Source organism: Nocardia barduliensis (assembly GCF_013315795.1).
Lineage (GTDB): Bacteria > Actinomycetota > Actinomycetes > Mycobacteriales > Mycobacteriaceae > Nocardia > Nocardia barduliensis.
In genome coordinates, this window is the sequence record NZ_JABLTE010000071.1 from 24,151 (window position 1) to 41,514 (window position 17,364).

Sequence of the window (17,364 nt, forward strand, 5' to 3'; positions counted from 1 at the left end):
GCGTCCTGGTCGTTCGCTGTTGGTGACGCCGGGGAGTCCGCGCATTCAAATACTATCTATGTACGTAAAGAGAAGACGACTCGGGTCTGACCGGCGATGGTGAACACAACTGACCCGGCGCAGCCCCAGTCGGTTCCGAGCGCGAATCGCTCCGCGCCTCGTCGTCTTGGGCGCGTCAACGCCCGTAGCTTCTGACAGCGGTGCGATTCGGTGCGCCGGTTGTGCTCGGCTGGTTGTATTCGCTCGCGCCTCGCGCAACGAGAGTATGACTCCAATATGTCCAGTGCACGACTGGCACAGCAGTTGAACATCCTGGACCACGACCGGCGACATCCGCGCACCCCCGACTCATGCCATCGGAGTGTCACACTGGCTTCGCGAAATGACCCCACAGTCGCAAGCCATCAACACCGCCTAGCTCGCTGTACGGTCGCCGTACTCGACTGGACCCGCATCCCCGAAACCTGGCCCTGGGCCACACAACTCGAAACAGCATTCCACCGTGTCCGCGCGCCACACCTGACCCACCAGCGACAACTCCAGCAAGAGCAGCGTCTCAACATCGGCTCCTGTTGTCATGGCGGGGCGTTTACGAGATTTTCTGTGAGTTGATCTCGTTGTCTGGCAGGGTGGCAGGGCGAAATGCCATGCTGCCCGCAAGGATCACAACGTTGACGCAGGAAACCAACGACCCGCACACCGAATGTGGACGCTCTGGCCGAGCAACTGCTGGATCGAGCCGATGCCGATTCCGCGCAGCTGCGGGCCTGGACGGCTGCTGACGCAGTTGACCCGGTGAGTGCTCAACCGGGCCCTGGATGCGGAACCGACCGAGCATCTGTTCTATGGGAAGGGCGATCCCGCTGGCCGCGGTTCGGGAAACACCGCAGGTGGCTCCACATCAAGACGGTGCTGACCGATATCGGTGCGGCGGGTCCGCCGCCTGCTAAGGCGCGGTCGCGTGGACGGCATATTTCCCGGCGCGCGCCCCGTTTCGTAACTGGTCGCGGCCTACCACAGGGGCGTGCACCGCGGGGCAGGTGAAATCGCGGGGCCCGGCCCCGCAGCCTGTGGTGCTACCCCCCTTTCGCGGCACACAATTCGACCGGATCTAGCATGGTCCACGTCCCGGCACCAAACGTAGGAACAGACCTCGGCCAGGCGTAGGCTCGGCTTCAGCAAAGCCGCGCGCGGCGTTGTCCGCTTATCGAGCACCATTACACATCGCGTCATACGCAGATAGGTAGTATGTTGCGCCTCCGTAAACGATCATGGTTCGCGCATCACCGCGACGCCCATGGACAGGAGCACCGCGTGCCGCGTATTCGCGCACTCGCCATCTCGACCCGGGGCAGCTCCGGCGGACCCGCAGCGGAACAGCAGGCAGTCCGATGAGCCTTGCGGTCTGTCTGTTCCTGTACGGCTTCGCGGTCACGACCTTGGCGCCGCGGCTCCTCGCGCAGCTCACGCGCGGCGGCATCGCTCCGGGGTTCGGTCTGGTCGCGTGGGTGAGCGCCATTTGCTCGGTAGCAGGATCCTGGGCGGCGGCGGTCATCATCCTGGCCGTCGATGTCGTCCGGGATTGGGCTGAGCCGAGCAGACCCGTGTGGAGCAGTTGCTATTCGCAACTGCACGACGCCGCGACCGGCAGCTATGGCGGTGTGGTGCAGGGCGGACTGATCGCTCTGGCTGCGTTCGTCACGCTTGCGGCCGCTGTTCTTCTGTTGCGAGTGATCCGGTCCTTGGTGCGGGCTCGAAGCTCCACCCATGAGCACGCGCGGATGGCGCGCGTAGCGGGCCGCCACGATTCCGGCTTGGACGCCGTCGTGCTCGATCTATCCGAGCCCGCCGCATACTGTGTCGCGGGCAAGCCGCATACTGTTGTCATCACCCGCGGGGCGCTCTCCGCCCTCGATGATCGGCACCTGGCCGCGGTGCTGGCACATGAGCGAGCCCACTTGGCGGGACGCCACCATCTGCTGCTGGCGTTGACTCGTGGTCTCGCCGCAACCTTTTCCCGAATCGAATTGTTCACCCTCGGCGCTGCCGAGGTCGCGCGACTGGTGGAAATGCGCGCCGACGATGTCGCGGCACGCGAACACGGACACCGCACCGTACTCCAGGCGTTGCTCGCTCTCTCGGGTGTCGCCGACAGCCCCACCGGGTCGCTCAGCGCTACCGCGGTCGGGCTCGCCACCCGGGTCGAACGGTTGACCGCGCCCTGCGAGACTGCACTGCGAACCCGAGCCCGTCGGCTGCTGATTGCCGCGACCACATTGGTGACCCTCGGTCCCCTCATCACAGTGCTGCTGGCCGCCATCGGTATCGCGATCTGCGCGCCGATAACCGCTTGACCCCGTTGTGTCACCCGGGGGAAGGACTCCGCATGCTTACACCCCCGAGGTGGTCGTGCTCACGCCGCCCGGTCGCCGCCGACGAACGACCATCACGGTGGCCCAGCCCAGCAGGATGAGCGCGAAGGCGTAGATCGCTGTTCCAGCGGCGATCTGGACAGGCCTGGTCGCAGCGGTGGCTGCCGCCGGTCGGTACAGGTCCCGGGTTTCGGTGCTGACTATGGCTTGATCGGCGGGCAACGGAAGCCACGCCTCGACGTTGTGCTCGCCGTCACGCAATTCCGCGTATACGAACCACCGGCCGGATCCGCTGACTTGGACGGTACCCGTGTACCGGCAGTCGCCGGCCGCACGTAGTGGCGCGGTCAGGGTGCTGCCTGCGCGGCGAGCAACCAAGCGGACCGGGCTGGTGCGCTCGCACGAACTCGTGGTTTCGACGGCGAGCGACAGCTCGCCCTTGCCGTCGGACGCGCCGGTGAGCCGCGCTCCGATTACGGGCTCACCCTGCCCCGGATCGTGCGCGGACGCGGTTGGCGCGGAACCGACCAGCAAGACACCACTCAGCACGACGGCAAACACAGCGGGGACGAGCAGGGCACCCCGCCGCGCGCTCACGAGGCCGGCCAGAACGAACACCGCGATCGCGGGGACGGCGACCGCCGCTACCGCGGACGCCGAGCGGTCGACCAGCCCTATGGCGGCGGCCAGCCAAGCGAGGGCCGCGACTGCCGCAGCGCCGGCCGAGTACCGCAGCAGTCGATTGCGCCACGGCAGATCCAGCACACACAATCCGAGCACGGCCAGCGGTAGCTCCGGCGTGCTGCGCCCCAGCAGCGCCAGCACCGCTGTGGTCACCAGCCGCAACGCGACATAAACGACGACCATCGCCGTGACCGGCATACGCAACGGCACGACGCGGCGTGCCACGGCGGCCGCCGGCAATCCGGCGCTGAGCAGAACCGGAAGGTAGAAGGCCTCGGAGAACTGCGGGACATCGGTTTCGTACTCCAGGACTGTCATGGCCAAGCCGCCCAGCAGCAAACCGGCGAGCAGCGCTTCCACCACACCCGATCGAGTCTGCCGAACCCCGGCGACGGCACCGAGAACCATTGCCGCCGAAGCCAACACGACCAGCATGTGCGGCGGGCTCCACAGCACCGCGTCACGCCCGAAGGAGGCGTGCCATATCGCGTCGAGCGGCGCGGCCGCCAACGTCGCCGCGCCGCCAGCCGCTGCTACGACCAGCGGCGACTGCCCCAGCACCGCAGGCAGCGAGCGCGTCTGGATGAGGAGTCGCACACCCCAGCCGACGACCACCACGCCTGCCACGGCCACCGAACCGTAGAGCAACAGGTGCGGGGGGATCGTCGCGTCATCACGACCGAGATCGGTATGCCACGCATCGTCCCAGTAGGTCGCCAGCAGCGACACCATGCCCGCAACGGCAATCACGGCACCCGACACCCGCCCCAGCTTGAGACGATTATCTCTCAAGAATGAGACATTCATGTCTCAAGTATGATGTGACTGTGTCACACGGTCAAGAGGTAACTATTGGTCCCGAACTGGTCGACGCCACCGAAGCCGCGGTAGCCCGGTGGGGTCTCACCGAGCTCACCCTCGATCGAGTCGCCGCCGAGGCCGGAATGTCGCGGGCGACCATCTATCGGCGGGGTGTAACCCGCGAGCATCTCGTCGCGGCACTCACCAAAAGAGCGGCCGACACCTTCCGCGATGAGATATGGCCCGCCCTCACCGCGGCCGGGACCGCCGCCGAACGGCTCCGGATTGCGCTGGAGGCCGTCTGCGCCACCGCGGACAAGCACCTGCCGCTGCTTTCGGGCATGTTCCTCGCGCATGGCGAGGTGTTTCACCAGCCCGGCCCGGAAGCGCTCGCGGTCGACGTGTTCGCCGAACCGTTCGAGCGACTGCTCCGGGATGGTGCTGCCGACGGCAGCCTGCGTGAGGTACCGCCGACGGTCACCGCCACCGTACTGTTCAATACCGTGGGGTGGGGATACATCCACCTGCGCGCCAGCCATCACTGGGATCCGGACCGGGCCCGCGAATCAGTACTGGATCTGGTCCTGCGCGGCCTGTTCACCGGAAGCTGAGCCGCGCAAAGCTTCGGCGCAACCCGGGTGACGGGCGATCCGCCCATCACCCGCAGCGATCACGGCCGCCGTTTCCCGACAAGCGCTGCCAGCCCCGCGGCGGCGCCGAGGACGCGCAGTAGAAGACCGATTCCGCCGAGCCAACGAGCGACAGCGTCCGGCTTGTCATCCACCACCGCGGCGGCAGATGGCTCAGCACCGTGCGAGGTTCACCGGCCCGCAAGAGTGAGAACCGGCAACGAATACTCCGGCTCTTGGCCGTCGGCAGGCATGGGCTGATGCCAGTGGACAACCTTTCCGTCGCTGTGGGTTTGCTCGGCTTCCGAAGGAAACCGTGCCTTGTTTCGGCAGCAGGCCGGCCGAGGGCACGAACCGCTGGATTGGCGGTCCACGTCACCGACGTCGCCATCTTCGATGCGTCCTTTCCACGACCGAGGTCCACCCGGGTAGCGGTTCGGCGCGGGCCGACTTCGAGCCGGGCAGTTGGACGGTGAGCTTGGTGGAGCTGGCGTTGTCGGATTCGGTGGACACCCTCGAGGGTGAGCACAGTGGAGGCGCCCTATTTCGCACCCGCTGCTTGGACAGTGAGGTGTGCGAAGGCGATACCGGTCGCCACGACCACGGCGTTGGCGGTGGCGGCAGCCGTGACAGCGGTCCGTCGGATCAAGCCGTTCATGATCTGTCACCGCCGGGCCGCCGGAGCGGGCGGCGTCGGCTTTCGATGACGTCCGGTGTACTCCGAGACCCGCACTGAAGGTGCCGCGTTGTCGGGCATTCGGTGGCGCCCTGGCTGGTCAGGATTTCGGCTGATCGGCATCCGTCCCGCCTTCGCCATGTGCTCAGGCAATCGGTGACGTCCGGTGCCGTTGCGGCGTGTCGGACGAACAGAACTGGTCGCCACCTGGCGAGCAGGCTCGGACCGGTCGAGGCGGTGCAGGGCGAAGGCCGCGACGGCGCCGATCACTGTGAGCCCGACCCACACCGCCCAATCCGCGCCGGCGGCGCGAGCTGCGCCGACGACAGCACCGGTGGCGAGGTTGCCCCCGAGAATGCCGACACCGACTACGGTGTTGTAGAACCCGTAGTGGGTGGCCACCAGCTTGCCGTCGGCCAACGAGACGACAGTGTCCATCTCGAACGGGAACACCGCCGCCGTGCCCACGGCCAGCAACGCAGCCGTTACCAGCAGCGCCGCGATCGCGGCACCGGTACCGAATCGGTTCGGGTCCGGGATCACCACCAGCGGCAGGAACGACGCGGCAAGGATTCCCATGCCGATGACCAAGCTGCGACCAGTGCCCCATCGCGCCTTGAACCATCCCGTGATGCGCAACTGCCCGGCGACCGCCACGACACCGGACACCACGAACAGCGCCGACACCAATGCCTGCGAGCGTGCTGCCGCGACGACGAATTCGGCCTGCAATGGCAGCGCGAGATACACCTGGAACGACAGCACATACGAGCCGATCATCGCGACCGAGAACGCCAGGAACCGCCGGTTGCCTGCCACTGCTCGCCAGTCTTCGAGCACCGAGGTCTTTCCGGTCGGCTCCTCGCCCCGCCGCGCGGGGAGCGCGAACAGTTGCGCCACCGTCAGTGCCGCAAATACCACTGCCGCGGCGCCCGCGGTCACCCGGAAGTCGAGGGCCATCAGCGCCAGGCCGACCAGAGGTCCGGTCAGGATGCCGGCTTGATAGAAGATGTTGAACACCGCGAACGCTTCTACCCGGCGTTCCCCGGTATCGGCCGCGAGGTAGGCGCGCACGGCCGGGTTGAACAGTGCACCGGCGAAACCTGTTGCCGCCGAGGCGATCAGCAAACCGGGCAGGGAGGTGGCGAACACCAGCAGCGCGAAGCCGCCGGTGCGCAGCAGGCAGCCCGCGACGATCAGCGGCTTGTAGCCGAGCCGGTCGGCGAGTGTGCCACCGATGAGGAACATGCCCTGCTGAGAGAAGTTCCGCACGCCCAGCACCAGACCCACCGCCCACGCTGCCAACCCGAGCGGGCCCGCCAGGTACCCGGCCAAATAGGGCATCAGCATGTAGAAACCGAGGTTGATGCCGAATTGGTTGACCATCAACAACCTGGCAGCGAGATCGAAGCTACGGAACTTCCTGAACACCGTCACGAGGCCGGCTCCCCGACCCCCGTCCAACCGCGCGGATCGACGACTGTGGTGCAGCGAGTCCAGGAACGCACCACCCGCTCAGCCGGATGCGCGACAGTATCCGGCTCGACCGGCGGTTCCAGATCCAGCAGGCCGTGCTCGGCGCAGTACTTGTCGCTGTAGATGGTGTCGAAGTAGCGATGCGGCCCATCGGGGAACACCGCCGCGATCCGGGTGTCGGCGTCGTAGGCACGGGCCGCCCAGCCCGCGACCAGCGCGACCGCACCGACACTCCAGCCGCCGGAAGCGTGATGCGTCGCGGCCAGCGTGCGGCACGCCCACACCGCCTCCGCCGGCGCGACCCAATGCACCTCGTCGAACGCGCCGTAGTCGACATTCGACGGGTAGATGCTCGATCCCAGGCCGCGCATCAGCCGGGGCCCCGCCGGTTGGCCGAAAATCGTCGAGGCCACCGTGTCCACGCCGATCAACTTCAAATCCGGGTTGAACCGGCGCAGCACCCGCGCCACACCCGCCGAGTGCCCACCGGTGCCCACCGCGCACACCAGCACGTTCACTGCGCCGAGCTGTTCGATCAGCTCGAGCGCCAACGACTCGTAACCGTCGGCATTGTCCGGATTGCTGTATTGATCCGGGCACCACGCATCGGGCTCACCATCGAGCAGCTCGGCGACTCGATCACGGCGCGCCTGCTGCCAGCCACCACTGGGATGCGGTTCGTCAACGAGATCAACCCGCGCCCCGTATGCCGCGAGCATCTGCGAGACGATCGGCTCCAGACCCGGATCAGTCACCACCGTGACCGGATGCCGGTAGACCATCCCGGCCAGCGCCAAACCCAACCCGAGGGTGCCGCTGCTGGATTCGATGATCCGCGCCCCCGGTCCCAGATCACCGCGCTCCTCGGCACGGCGCACCATGTGCAGCGCAGGGCGATCCTTCATACCCCCGGGATTGAATCCCTCGAGCTTCGCCCAGAACCCGCGTCCGACGGGCGCCAGTGGGGCACCGACCCACAGCACGGGGGTATTGCCGACCAAAACCCGCGGCTGGCGGGCGGCTTCAGGCACGGCAGCCAGACTCGCAGGCGTCTCTGCGGGCTTGTTGAGCACGACCTTGTTCATCATTGTCGCTTCCTGTATCCGAACCGCCGCGATGGACGGTTACGACGATGAGTGGGTAGCGGACACCGGCCGACGACACGAACAACGTCGGCCTGGTGCTGACCGATCAGCGTCGGGCGATACAGAACCGCATCAGAATGCCCCGCCCATCGATACAGGGCGGGGCCGAAGCAGGCGGGCCCCGCACCCCACGGCCCGCGGGCGGAAGGATGAACGCGACCACGATCGCTGCCACAAGCAAGGCCACGGCCAGCAGCTGCAGCGGAAGCATGTTCTGCGCACCCCCCGGGGGCACCGACTTCACGATGCAGTGGGCAATATGCGGGCCGCAGTCATCATCGATGACATCGACGGCCCCGTGAGCGTGAACATCGGACACCGAATGGAGGAACTGCTCCACGGTTGTGGCGACGGGCGGATGTCGGTGTGCATCGTCTCCGAGCAACGCGCAGTCGATCATCGGCGCTCCGAGCAGCACTGCAATCAGCAGGACCAGCACGGAGCCACCACGCCGCAACTGACCGAAGAGCCTCACAGTGGACCGACTATAGCAACAATTTCGTAACGAATACAGTATGCGCAGGTCGCCCGAATGTATCGGCAGGATCGTTGCACCAGCGGCACCTCCGACTCCCCGTCCACCGCCGCAGTCCGCCCGCTGTGGACAGTACCCGTGGCCAGCCTGCCGCCGCGATCATCAACCCTGTACACAGACGCGGCCTCCCTTCGCAGACAGTGCTGAAAGCCAACAACTTTCACCATCGAACGATGATCGCGACGACAGGCCGTTGACATCCCATACAAACAATCTACTATCTCTGTACGTATTTAGTTGTCAACTACGTGACCGAATCTCCCTACCCGGCGGAGACGGCCAGATTCCGGGAACGGGAGCACACTCGTAACCCGGCCGTTACCTGTTGTGGGAGCGATTGCGCCCGCTTTCCCGCACCCACCCCGACAGCTCACATTCAGCAAACATCAATGGAAGGGACTCCAGTCTCATGAAGCACACGCGTGGACTCCGCCGATTCGCCGCGGCAGGCATTGCCGCTTCCGCCACGCTCGGCGCCGCGGCACTGATGGCAGCACCCGCCACCGCGGCGCCATCACTTGCGAGCCCGCTGCTGGCCACATCGCACAGCGGAAGCCACAACAATGGTGATGGACACGGGCCGAGCGGCGGCGGTCGCAGCCACGGTCACGAAAGAAGCGTCGGACACGGGCAAGGCGCCGATGTCAGGGCCGGTGACACCCATCAGCTCCCGCGGACCTACACAGGGCCTCGCTAGCGGGGAATGCAGGCTGCCGTGCCCTACTGTGGCCTCAGCCGCCACGACCGCGCCGTCGCAGCGGGGCGCGCGGACCCTCGGACCGCTCCAGGCTGATTCCGCCGAGGAAGCACTGGCACCAGATGGAATCGGCTTCCCGCCCAGGGTTCACAGATCAACTTGCGCCCTGCTGTTCCCGCCGTCGTGGCCGGCCAATAGTGGAACGCCATGTCGAGGTGTGCCCGGTCGAGCTGGCCTTGTCATGCGGGTGGCCCACGATCAGGAGCACGCGGCGGCTGCGGTGCCCGCTCAGTTTTCGCGCTGCTGCTCGGCCTGGCCCGACATATCGTCGAGGCAACCGAGCGAACGCGGTGTCTCTTCCCAGTCCGGTCTGCGCGGATTCGAGCTGAACGGAAAGACCCTCGGCGTGATCGGCACCGGGCGGATCGGTCGGCGCGTTATCGGCATCGCTCACGGCTTCGGGATGAGTGTCATCGCCTGCGACCGCTACCGTGCCCAAGCGGCGGCAACTCGGATTCCGCTACGCCGACTTGGACGAGACGCTCGCCGCGGCCGACGTCGTCACCGTGCACGTTCCCGCCACTGCCGAGACAACGCATCTGATCTCCGACCGCGAGTTCGGGTTGAGGAAGCCCGGTGCGGTGCTCATCAATACCGCGCGGGGAAGAATCATCGACGTACCCGCGCTGATCAGGGCACTCGCCGATGGCAAGCTGAAAGCCGCCGGCTTGGACGTGCTTCCCGAGGAGCCGGTCATGCGCGAAGAAGCCGTGATCTTCCGCGGCCCGAAAACCGGAGAACATGACCTGACCGCGCTGATAGCCGACCATGTTCTGCTGCGCTTCCCCAACGTGCTCGTCACGCCGCACAACGCCTATAACACCGAGGAGGCGCTGCACCGGATCATCGAAACCACACTGCAGAACATCGAGGCATTCGCCCGTGGTGCCCCGCGCAACCTCGTCTGGGTGCCGCAGCCGCACGGTGGCGCAGCGACACCGGAGATCGCGCGCTGACGGCTGCGAATCCTGGGTCGATCGGCGAAGGGCGCCTGCCCCTGTTCGAGCCCGTGCGGGTAGCGCAAGCAAACCTGTCGGGCGCTTGGTGATCCGATGATGGTGCACAGTAGGCTCGGCCCGAATCCTTTGTCGGACAGGGTGGCGTTGACGCGCGCCTGCGCCCTCGACTTGCTTGAAGCACACCGCCCCGGCACCGGTCGGCGCGACGTCGAGCGCCGCCTCGTGGCAATTCCCGGGGCGCGGGGACGGGTTGAAGGAGAGAGCAGCGATGGATTTCGAATGGGGTTCTGCACACGATCATGATCTAGTTGCACCAGCAGGGCATCCCGGCACCGATGCCGCTGTGGTGTGACCGTCCGCTCGTGTGATACCCGAGACCTGGGGTTGGACCAACTCCGACACCCGACGTCTCTCCTAGGTGATGGCCGGGCCACAGCCTGTTCTTGGTTGAGTCCCGAGCCCGGCTGGCGTGTCCTACGCGATCAGCGGTGTCGCCTCGGAGGTTCCGGTGTGCGCGGGTTTCGGTGTGGGGAGCCGGAGTCGTTTGAGGGCGAGGGCGTTGACGGCGACGATGAGGCTTGATCCGGACATGGACAGGGCGGCGATCTCCGGGCGCAGCATCAGGCCGAAGGCGGGTTCGAAGACGCCGGCGGCGATGGGCAGGGCGATGGTGTTGTAGCCGATGGCCCAGGCCAGGTTCTGGCGCATTTTGCTCAGCGTGCCGCGGCCGATGTGCAGGGCGGTGGGCACGTCGAGCGGGTCGGAGCGCATGAGCACGACGTCGGCGGTTTCGATGGCGACGTCGGTGCCGGCGCCGATGGCGATGCCGAGGTCGGCTTGGGCGAGGGCGGGGGCGTCGTTGACGCCGTCGCCGACCATGGCGACCTGGCGGCCGCTGCTTTGTAGTTCGGCGATCTTGGCGGCTTTGTCGCCGGGCAGTACTTCGGCGATGACGGTGTCGATGCCGAGCCGCTCGGCGATGCGTTTCGCGGTGGCTTCGTTGTCGCCGGTGAGCATGACCACCTCGACGCCGAGATCGTGCAGCGCGGCGACGGCCGCCGGTGAGGTTTCGCGGGGCGCGTCGGCGATGCCGATGATCGCTGCGGCCTTGCCGTCCACGGCGGCGATCACCGCGGTGCGTCCGGTGGCGGCCAGTTCGTCGCGGCGTGCGGCCAGCGCGCCGAGGTCGATGCCCTCTCGTTCGGCCAGCCGCCGGTTGCCGACGACGACACGGTGGCCCTCGGCCTCGGCGATCGCACCGTGGCCGGGGACATTCTCGAACTTTTCGGCCCGAACCTGATCGATCCCTGCGTTTTCCGCGTAGCGGACGACGGCCTGGGCGAGGGGGTGTTCGGATTCGCGTTCCACCGCGGCGACCAGGCGCAGCACTTCGGCTTCGCCGATGCCGTCGGTGATGACGTCGGTGACCTCGGGTTCGCCCTTGGTGAGGGTTCCGGTCTTGTCCATCACCACCGTCTGGATTCGGGCCGAAGTTTCCAGTGCCATCGCGTTTTTGAACAACACACCGCGTTTCGCGCCGAGCCCGGTGCCGACCATGATCGCGGTGGGGGTGGCCAGCCCGAGGGCGTCCGGGCAGGTGATGACCACCACTGTGATCGCGAACAGGATCGCCGCCGAGAACGGGCGATCGGACAACAGCAGCCAGGCCGCCAGCGTGCCGCCACCACCGATCAGCGCGACGAACACCAGCCAGAACGCCGCCTTGTCGGCCAGACGCTGGCCCGGGGCCTTCGAATTCTGGGCTTCCTGCACCAGTTGCACGATCTGCGCCAGCGCGGTGTCCGCGCCGACCTTGGTCGCGCGCACCCGCAAGGTGCCGTTGGAGTTGATGGTGGCGCCGATGACCGCCGAGCCGGGGGCCTTGGTCACCGGCAGGCTCTCGCCGGTGACCATCGACTCGTCGACCTCGCTGTCACCGTCGGCCACGACCCCATCGACGGCGATCTTCGCGCCCGGGCGCACCAGCAGCAGATCACCGACCGCGACCTCGGCGGTGGGGATCTCGACAGGTCCGCCGTCGCGCAGCACCAGCGCCTTCGGCGGGGCGAGGTCGAGCAAGGTGCGGATGGCGTCGTTGGCGCCGCCGCGGGCGCGCATCTCGAACCAGTGCCCCAGCAGCACGAACGCGGCCAGCACGGTGGCAGCCTCATAGAACACTTCACCGCCGCCGGTCAACGTGATCACCAGTGAGTACAGCCAACCCGAGCCGATCGCGACCGCGACCAGCACCATCATGTCCAGCGTGCGGGCTCGCAGGGCCCGCACGGCGCCGTCGAAGAAGATCCACGACGAGTAGAAGATGACCGGCAAGCTCAGCAACAACGCCCAGATGTCCTCGCGCAGACCGAACGGAACCGGCACGTCCAGGCCCAGCACGTCGCGGCCGATGGGCGACCAGATCACGATCGGGATCGAGAACACCAACGCGACCAGGAACCGGTTGCGCATGTCGGCCACCATGGCTGCCATCGACATACCGGCATGCCCACCGTGGCCCATCGCCTCATGCGGGGAACGCAGGGCGCCGGCACCGGCCGGGTGCTCGGTGTGAGCAGGGGTCGTGATGGTGTGGCCGACATCGTCGATGGGCTCCGTGGTCGCCAGCCGACCGGCATGTCCGGCGTGGATGTGGTGCGCGTCGTCGGTGGGTGGGTCCGGTTCGGTCAGGGGGTCGCAGATGTGGACGGGCACCGACCGTCCGGCGCAGTGGTAACCGCATTCGATGACCCAATCCCGCAGCGCGGCAACCGAAGTGAGCGTCTGGTCATAGACCACGGTCGCGGTCTGGGCCACGGGGTTGACTTCTACGTGATGCACGCCAGAGCGACGAGCCAACCGGGCGGCCACGACGTTCTGCTCGGAGGCGAACAGCAGGCCACGCACATCGAGCACGGCGGTGGCGCGTTCCTTCGGCGGGTGTAGATGGCTATCAGAATGGGTTGTCACGGGGGTCACTCCTCCAGAGTCCGGTAGTCGACAGTATCGGTTGCGAACAGAGTTTCGGCGCGGGATGGGCGGGCGGCGCGGGCCACGACCGCCAGACCGGCCACCACGATGACGTCGCCGATCACGCCGGCGCGGGTGATCGGCTCATCGAGCACCACCACCGCGAGGATCACCCCGACGACGGGAACCAGCAGCGTCCACGTCGTGACCGTGGTGAGCGAGGCCCGGCGCAGCTCACCGAACCACAGCAGGTACGGCAGGGCGGTTGCCGCCAGCGCGAGTACTGCCAGGGTGAGCGTGAATCGACTGCTCCACGCGATCGTAGTGGGCGGTCCCTGGGCCACGCACGCGATTCCCGCCAGCACGGTGCCACCGAGCAAGAACTGCCAGGCACCCAACGCCAGCAAATCGATGCTGGACAACCGCCGCGCCAGCAGGGCACCCACCGCGATGCCAAACGCTGCCAACAGCGCCAGACCAGCACCACGACCACCACCCGACGGCGCCGCGACGATCACCAGGCCACCGAAACCGACAGCGACACCGGTGATCTCGACCAACCGCGGCCGCTCACCGAATAACCACCACGCGGGCAGCACCACCAACAGCGGTGCCGAGTTGCTCAGCACCGCCGCCACCCCGGTCGTGACGCCGGTGATGCTGGTGAACATCGCACCGAACGCCACCGTCACATTCAGCAACGCCAGCACCCCGATCAGCGACCACACGGTAGCGTCTCGCGGAACCAACAGCACCACACGCCCGGCCACCACGGAGGCGACCAGGGCCCGCAGCGCCGCGAACCACAACACGGGCGTATCGCCGACACCCTACATGATCAACGTGAAGCACGATCCCCACGTCACCACCACGATCAGCATCCGCGACGGTCGCGCGACGGCCCGACCGGCCGAGATCGGCAAGCCTGCCGTGGCGGTGCGATGATCTTCGCGCATCGATGCGTCCTTCCCGATGTGGAACACCGAGCAGTCGACCACGATCAAATGGGTGGGCTGCAGGTGCCGTTTCCGATGCCGAGGTCAGGGGGATCGAATCGCGCGCAGCGCTCGGTCGCCGGAAGCCACTCCGCGCAGGGCCGGGACCTCGTCGAATGCGTGAGCGCCTCCGTCTACGAGCAGTCAGCGGTGGCGTAGCCGCCATCGCCGGCGCGAAACTCTGCGCGCTGCCAGAGGGTTGGAGCGGAGCGGTCTGCGCCGGGTGGATTGTCATGGCGCCCTCCCAGTACTATTCGGCCCTTACTACGCGTCGCCGCCGCTCTTCGTACCTGGGCCGGAGCCGATATCGCCGCGCAGTGTAGCCAGTCGCTGGTGGTATTCGTCGGCATCGATCTCGCCGCGGGCGAATCGCTCGGCCAGCACCTGCTCCCCACTGGGCCGCACGATCGGCGCGCCGCCGACCGGAGCGGGCGGCTGGGCCAGGTAACGGACCGTGAGAATCACCCCGACGATCACCAGCGCCAGAACAACACCATCGCGACCGTCATGAGCCCGTATCCCACCCGCTCATCCCGTCGCCGCCATACCAGAACATCATCGTGCAGTCCTCGATCGATGCGAACTCACCGCTGTCGTCGCGACATCCCCATGCCGCTGTCGTGTCGGCGGTGGCGAGCGATCCGTACTCCTTACGGTCCGCATCGCTGAGCGCGGCCGGTAGAGACAAGATGCCCTTCCGGCGCCTCCGAAGGTCGCTACCCCCGGCGGGTAGCACGGAGCAGACTATCCCACCGCTTGTCGATAGGCGACAGTCCGCCGCGCAAGCGACGTTCTGTCGCATGGAGAAACGCGGGTATGGCCTGGATATACTCCGATCGTGCCCAAGCTGTGGAACGACACGATAATCGCGCATCGCCAGGCTGTGCGAGACGCGTTGCTGGATACCACAGCGGAGCTTGTCCGCGAGCACGGGCTCGCGGCGGTGACTATGACCCAGGTCGCGGAGGCTACCGGCATCGGCCGGGCGACGTTGTACAAGTACTTCCCGGATGTCGAGTCGATGCTGACGGCCTGGCATGAACGCCGTATCGCTGGACATCTGCAGCAGCTGGCGGAGATCGCCGCGCGGGGCGGCGACGCCGGCCAGCGGCTCGAGAAAGTACTGAGCGCCTACGCCATGATCGATTACACCCATCATCACGGGGATTTGGCGCCCGCGTTGCATCAGGGTGGGCACGCGGTCCGAGCGCAGCGCCATCTGCACGAGTTGGTGCGAGATTTGCTGGTGGAGGCTGCGACCGCGGGTGTCGTCCGGCGCGACGTGCCTGCCGAAGAGCTCGCACAGTACTGCCTCTCGGCGTTGTCGGCTGCCGGCTCACTTCGGTCGAAGGCCGCAGTGCGCCGTCTGGTCATGGTCACGCTGACGGGTCTGCCATCCAGGGGCGCTGGTTAGCTCGCGATAACCGGAACGCGGTGTCGTCGGGTGAGGACGATCCTCCTGATGGGCGCCACGGGCTGTGCTGCGCACTTCATCACCTCGCACGGGAGTGGGAGCCGAGCTGACGGTGTTCGCCGGTGCGCATCGGGCGTCGAATGACCAAGTGGCGTGGACGCAACACTTATCGCGGATGCAAGCCCCACTGCGGGCGCCTGCGGCGCCCTATGGCCCGGTTGATGTCCACCTGAGGGTGGAACATGACTGCTGTCTGGATTCCTCCCGCCGGGCATATGCCTTTCCGGGCCGTGCCGGCCACCACCGGCGAGCATCATCACGACGCTGGCGATCGCCAGGACCGCAACGGCGATCGCACTGATGATCACCTATCGTGGTATATCACCACGGCCGCTTGCCGTGGTCGATGACGTGGGTATTTTGTTCGTACCTCCCTCCGAGCCGGACAATAATGCGTCTGCACCGATTCTCTTTTCTATACATAGTGTCCTGTGCAAGGCAGCTCGTATTGTCGTTGTTAACTGCTGATGTGCCGAAGCTGTGGCGTGAGACTGTGACTGCCCACCGCCACGGGGTAGGCGAGGAATCCTCGATGCAACGTGGGCGCTGGCGAACAAGCGCGGATCCACTTGGTGATGATGTCCGACATCGCCGACCAGTCGGCTTGTCGTCCCGCCTGTCGTTCGGGTCGGGAAGCGTGGATCCCTAGGCTGTGACCGCGGTGTGCAACTGCCGCTTCGACCGTGTCGGCCACCGGCGGTGGTCGGCGTCGATGACGTAAGCGTGGGTGTGTCGGTAGAAGCGGTCGTCCACGCGTACGGCGTCGGTCATCCGGGCTGGGTCGATGGTGCCGACCTCGTGCAGGTGAGTCAGCACCTCGGGATCGTGGCGCGGCCACAAGCGCAGCGCCACAGTGATTCCCGCTGCGGCAACCACAGCTGATATGTAGGCGTGTTCTGTCAAGTGGCAGGTGAAAGCGGCGACGGTGGTGAGCCATCCGGTGATCGGGTGGGTGAGCAACCAGGCCAGATGCGAGAGCGAGAACTGTGCGCCGAAGAGGGCGGGGCGGTCGGCCGGCTGAGACGAGCGCAGTGCGCGACCGTCGCTCGTGATCTGCAGGACGCCATCCGCGCTGGCAGCGACGACGCCGTGCGGGTCGGGGTGACCGGGTACTCGGCGGTGCAGAACGCGGCCACCGAATTACAGAACGCCGACTTGTCCCGCGCCGAGATGATCGGTATCCCCGTCGCCCTGGTCCTGCTCGTGGCCGCGCTCGGCGCCCTGGCTGCCGCGGCGGTGCCGATCGGTGTCGCCATCGCGGGCCTGCTGGCCGCGGTCGGGGCGTTGTTCGCGCTCACCGCGATCACCGCGTTCGATTCGCTGACCGTGGCCACGGCGACCATGATCGGCCTGGGGGTCGGCATCGACTACGCGATGTTCATCGTCAGCCGCTTCCGCGAAGAACTCACCCATCACGGCGTCGCCAGCCGTGGCGACCACGACGCCATCGCCGCCGCCGTCGGCCGGTCCCTGGCTACCGCGGGTAAGACGATCCCGTCTCGGGGCTGGTGGTGATGATCTCGCTGTGCGCGCTGATCGTCATGCAAGCACCCATCTTCCGCGGCATCGCCATCGGTGTGGCCACCGCCGTCACCAGCATGCTCCTCGTCGGCATCACCCTGCTACCCGCTCTGCTCGCCGCCCTCGGCCCCGCCATCAACCGCGGCGCGCTCCCGAAACGCTGGCGGCCCGCCGACACCAACCCCGTCGCCGCCGACACCCGGCCGGGACGATGGGCGCGCTGGGCCTATCTCGTCATGCGCCGGCCCGTCCTGTTCGGCACGGCCGCGATCGCGGTGCTCATCGTGGCCGCGCTGCCGGTCTTCGGGATCCGCTACGGCCTGGACATGGGTACCACCGCCCTCGACGACACCCCCACCGGCCGCGCCACCAC

General features: G+C 67.0%; 14 protein-coding genes and 2 pseudogenes. 7 read left to right on the forward strand and 9 right to left on the reverse strand.

Going from position 1 to position 17,364, the window contains the following annotated elements; translation table 11 throughout:
- Window positions 1–705: 705 nt before the first annotated feature.
- Window positions 706–930 (forward strand): annotated as a pseudogene (locus HOV91_RS41255) (transposase); the annotation flags it as partial.
- Window positions 931–1,391: 461 nt separating this feature from the next.
- The gene (locus HOV91_RS26195) at window positions 1,392–2,354 is read left to right on the forward strand and encodes a M56 family metallopeptidase (protein WP_043736531.1); all 963 of its coding nucleotides are present in this window, start codon (window positions 1,392–1,394) and stop codon (window positions 2,352–2,354) included.
- Between the two features lie 36 nt (window positions 2,355–2,390).
- On the opposite strand, the gene HOV91_RS26200 is transcribed toward HOV91_RS26195, so the two are convergent.
- Window positions 2,391–3,848: a hypothetical protein gene (locus HOV91_RS26200; protein ID WP_246350852.1), complete on the reverse strand. Its 1,458-nt coding sequence runs from the start codon at window positions 3,846–3,848 to the stop codon at window positions 2,391–2,393.
- A gap of 35 nt (window positions 3,849–3,883) precedes the next feature.
- On the opposite strand from HOV91_RS26200, the gene HOV91_RS26205 reads away from it, so the two are divergent.
- Window positions 3,884–4,468: a TetR/AcrR family transcriptional regulator gene (locus HOV91_RS26205; RefSeq protein ID WP_043736528.1), complete on the forward strand. Its 585-nt coding sequence runs from the start codon at window positions 3,884–3,886 to the stop codon at window positions 4,466–4,468.
- Between the two features lie 682 nt (window positions 4,469–5,150).
- Here the strand turns inward: HOV91_RS26205 and HOV91_RS26210 are convergent.
- The 3 genes from HOV91_RS26210 to lpqS form a co-directional block, all read right to left on the reverse strand.
- Entirely contained in the window at window positions 5,151–6,548 is a 1,398-nt protein-coding gene (locus HOV91_RS26210; RefSeq protein ID WP_083887987.1) for an MFS transporter, read from the reverse strand.
- 47 nt (window positions 6,549–6,595) lie between these two features.
- Complete coding sequence (locus HOV91_RS26215) at window positions 6,596–7,723, reverse strand: PLP-dependent cysteine synthase family protein (protein ID WP_043736561.1); 1,128 nt, start codon at window positions 7,721–7,723, stop codon at window positions 6,596–6,598.
- Window positions 7,724–7,829: 106 nt separating this feature from the next.
- Window positions 7,830–8,222 carry a putative copper homeostasis (lipo)protein LpqS gene (gene lpqS, locus HOV91_RS26220; protein WP_157227577.1) on the reverse strand — a complete coding sequence of 131 codons (393 nt, stop codon included), beginning with the start codon at window positions 8,220–8,222 and terminating at the stop codon, window positions 7,830–7,832.
- 1,034 nt (window positions 8,223–9,256) lie between these two features.
- Here lpqS and HOV91_RS40090 point away from each other — a divergent pair.
- Window positions 9,257–10,031 (forward strand): annotated as a pseudogene (locus HOV91_RS40090) (NAD(P)-dependent oxidoreductase).
- A gap of 477 nt (window positions 10,032–10,508) precedes the next feature.
- Here the strand turns inward: HOV91_RS40090 and HOV91_RS26230 are convergent.
- From HOV91_RS26230 to HOV91_RS40865, 4 genes are all read right to left on the reverse strand, one after another.
- Entirely contained in the window at window positions 10,509–13,001 is a 2,493-nt protein-coding gene (locus tag HOV91_RS26230; protein WP_174188035.1) for a heavy metal translocating P-type ATPase, read from the reverse strand.
- Window positions 13,002–13,006: 5 nt separating this feature from the next.
- A complete protein-coding gene (locus HOV91_RS26235) occupies window positions 13,007–13,813 on the reverse strand; it encodes a DMT family transporter (protein ID WP_051047114.1) in 807 nt (268 codons plus the stop codon).
- Window positions 13,814–13,831: 18 nt separating this feature from the next.
- Window positions 13,832–13,957: a hypothetical protein gene (locus HOV91_RS40565; protein ID WP_280410936.1), complete on the reverse strand. Its 126-nt coding sequence runs from the start codon at window positions 13,955–13,957 to the stop codon at window positions 13,832–13,834.
- Window positions 13,958–14,260: 303 nt separating this feature from the next.
- Window positions 14,261–14,473, reverse strand: a complete 213-nt coding sequence (locus tag HOV91_RS40865; protein WP_245560335.1) for an SHOCT domain-containing protein — start codon at window positions 14,471–14,473, stop codon at window positions 14,261–14,263.
- A 361-nt stretch (window positions 14,474–14,834) separates the two neighbouring features.
- Here HOV91_RS40865 and HOV91_RS26245 point away from each other — a divergent pair, with 361 nt between their 5' ends.
- Window positions 14,835–15,410, forward strand: coding sequence for a TetR/AcrR family transcriptional regulator (locus HOV91_RS26245; RefSeq protein ID WP_043735224.1), 576 nt, complete (start codon window positions 14,835–14,837; stop codon window positions 15,408–15,410).
- 705 nt (window positions 15,411–16,115) lie between these two features.
- Here HOV91_RS26245 and HOV91_RS26250 read toward each other — a convergent pair.
- Window positions 16,116–16,346: a hypothetical protein gene (locus tag HOV91_RS26250; RefSeq protein WP_174188036.1), complete on the reverse strand. Its 231-nt coding sequence runs from the start codon at window positions 16,344–16,346 to the stop codon at window positions 16,116–16,118.
- 72 nt (window positions 16,347–16,418) lie between these two features.
- Here HOV91_RS26250 and HOV91_RS40570 point away from each other — a divergent pair, with 72 nt between their 5' ends.
- Both HOV91_RS40570 and HOV91_RS40575 read left to right on the forward strand, forming a co-directional pair.
- Window positions 16,419–16,985, forward strand: a complete 567-nt coding sequence (locus HOV91_RS40570; RefSeq protein WP_312884774.1) for an MMPL family transporter — start codon at window positions 16,419–16,421, stop codon at window positions 16,983–16,985.
- Window positions 16,985–17,364, forward strand: a 380-nt coding sequence (locus tag HOV91_RS40575) for an MMPL family transporter (protein WP_281370955.1), incomplete at its 3' end; no start/stop codon positions are given. The genes HOV91_RS40570 and HOV91_RS40575, both read left to right, overlap by 1 nt.

Bases quoted from the DNA above. Each gene is read 5' to 3' on its own strand.
- HOV91_RS26195 (WP_043736531.1), top strand. From the start codon at position 1,392: ATGAGCCTTGCGGTCTGTCTGTTCCTGTACGGCTTCGCGGTCACGACC.
- HOV91_RS26210 (WP_083887987.1), bottom strand. From the start codon at position 6,548: ATGGTCAACCAATTCGGCATCAACCTCGGTTTCTACATGCTGATGCCC.
- HOV91_RS26215 (WP_043736561.1), bottom strand. From the start codon at position 7,723: ATGAACAAGGTCGTGCTCAACAAGCCCGCAGAGACGCCTGCGAGTCTG.
- HOV91_RS40565 (WP_280410936.1), bottom strand. From the start codon at position 13,957: ATGCGCGAAGATCATCGCACCGCCACGGCAGGCTTGCCGATCTCGGCC.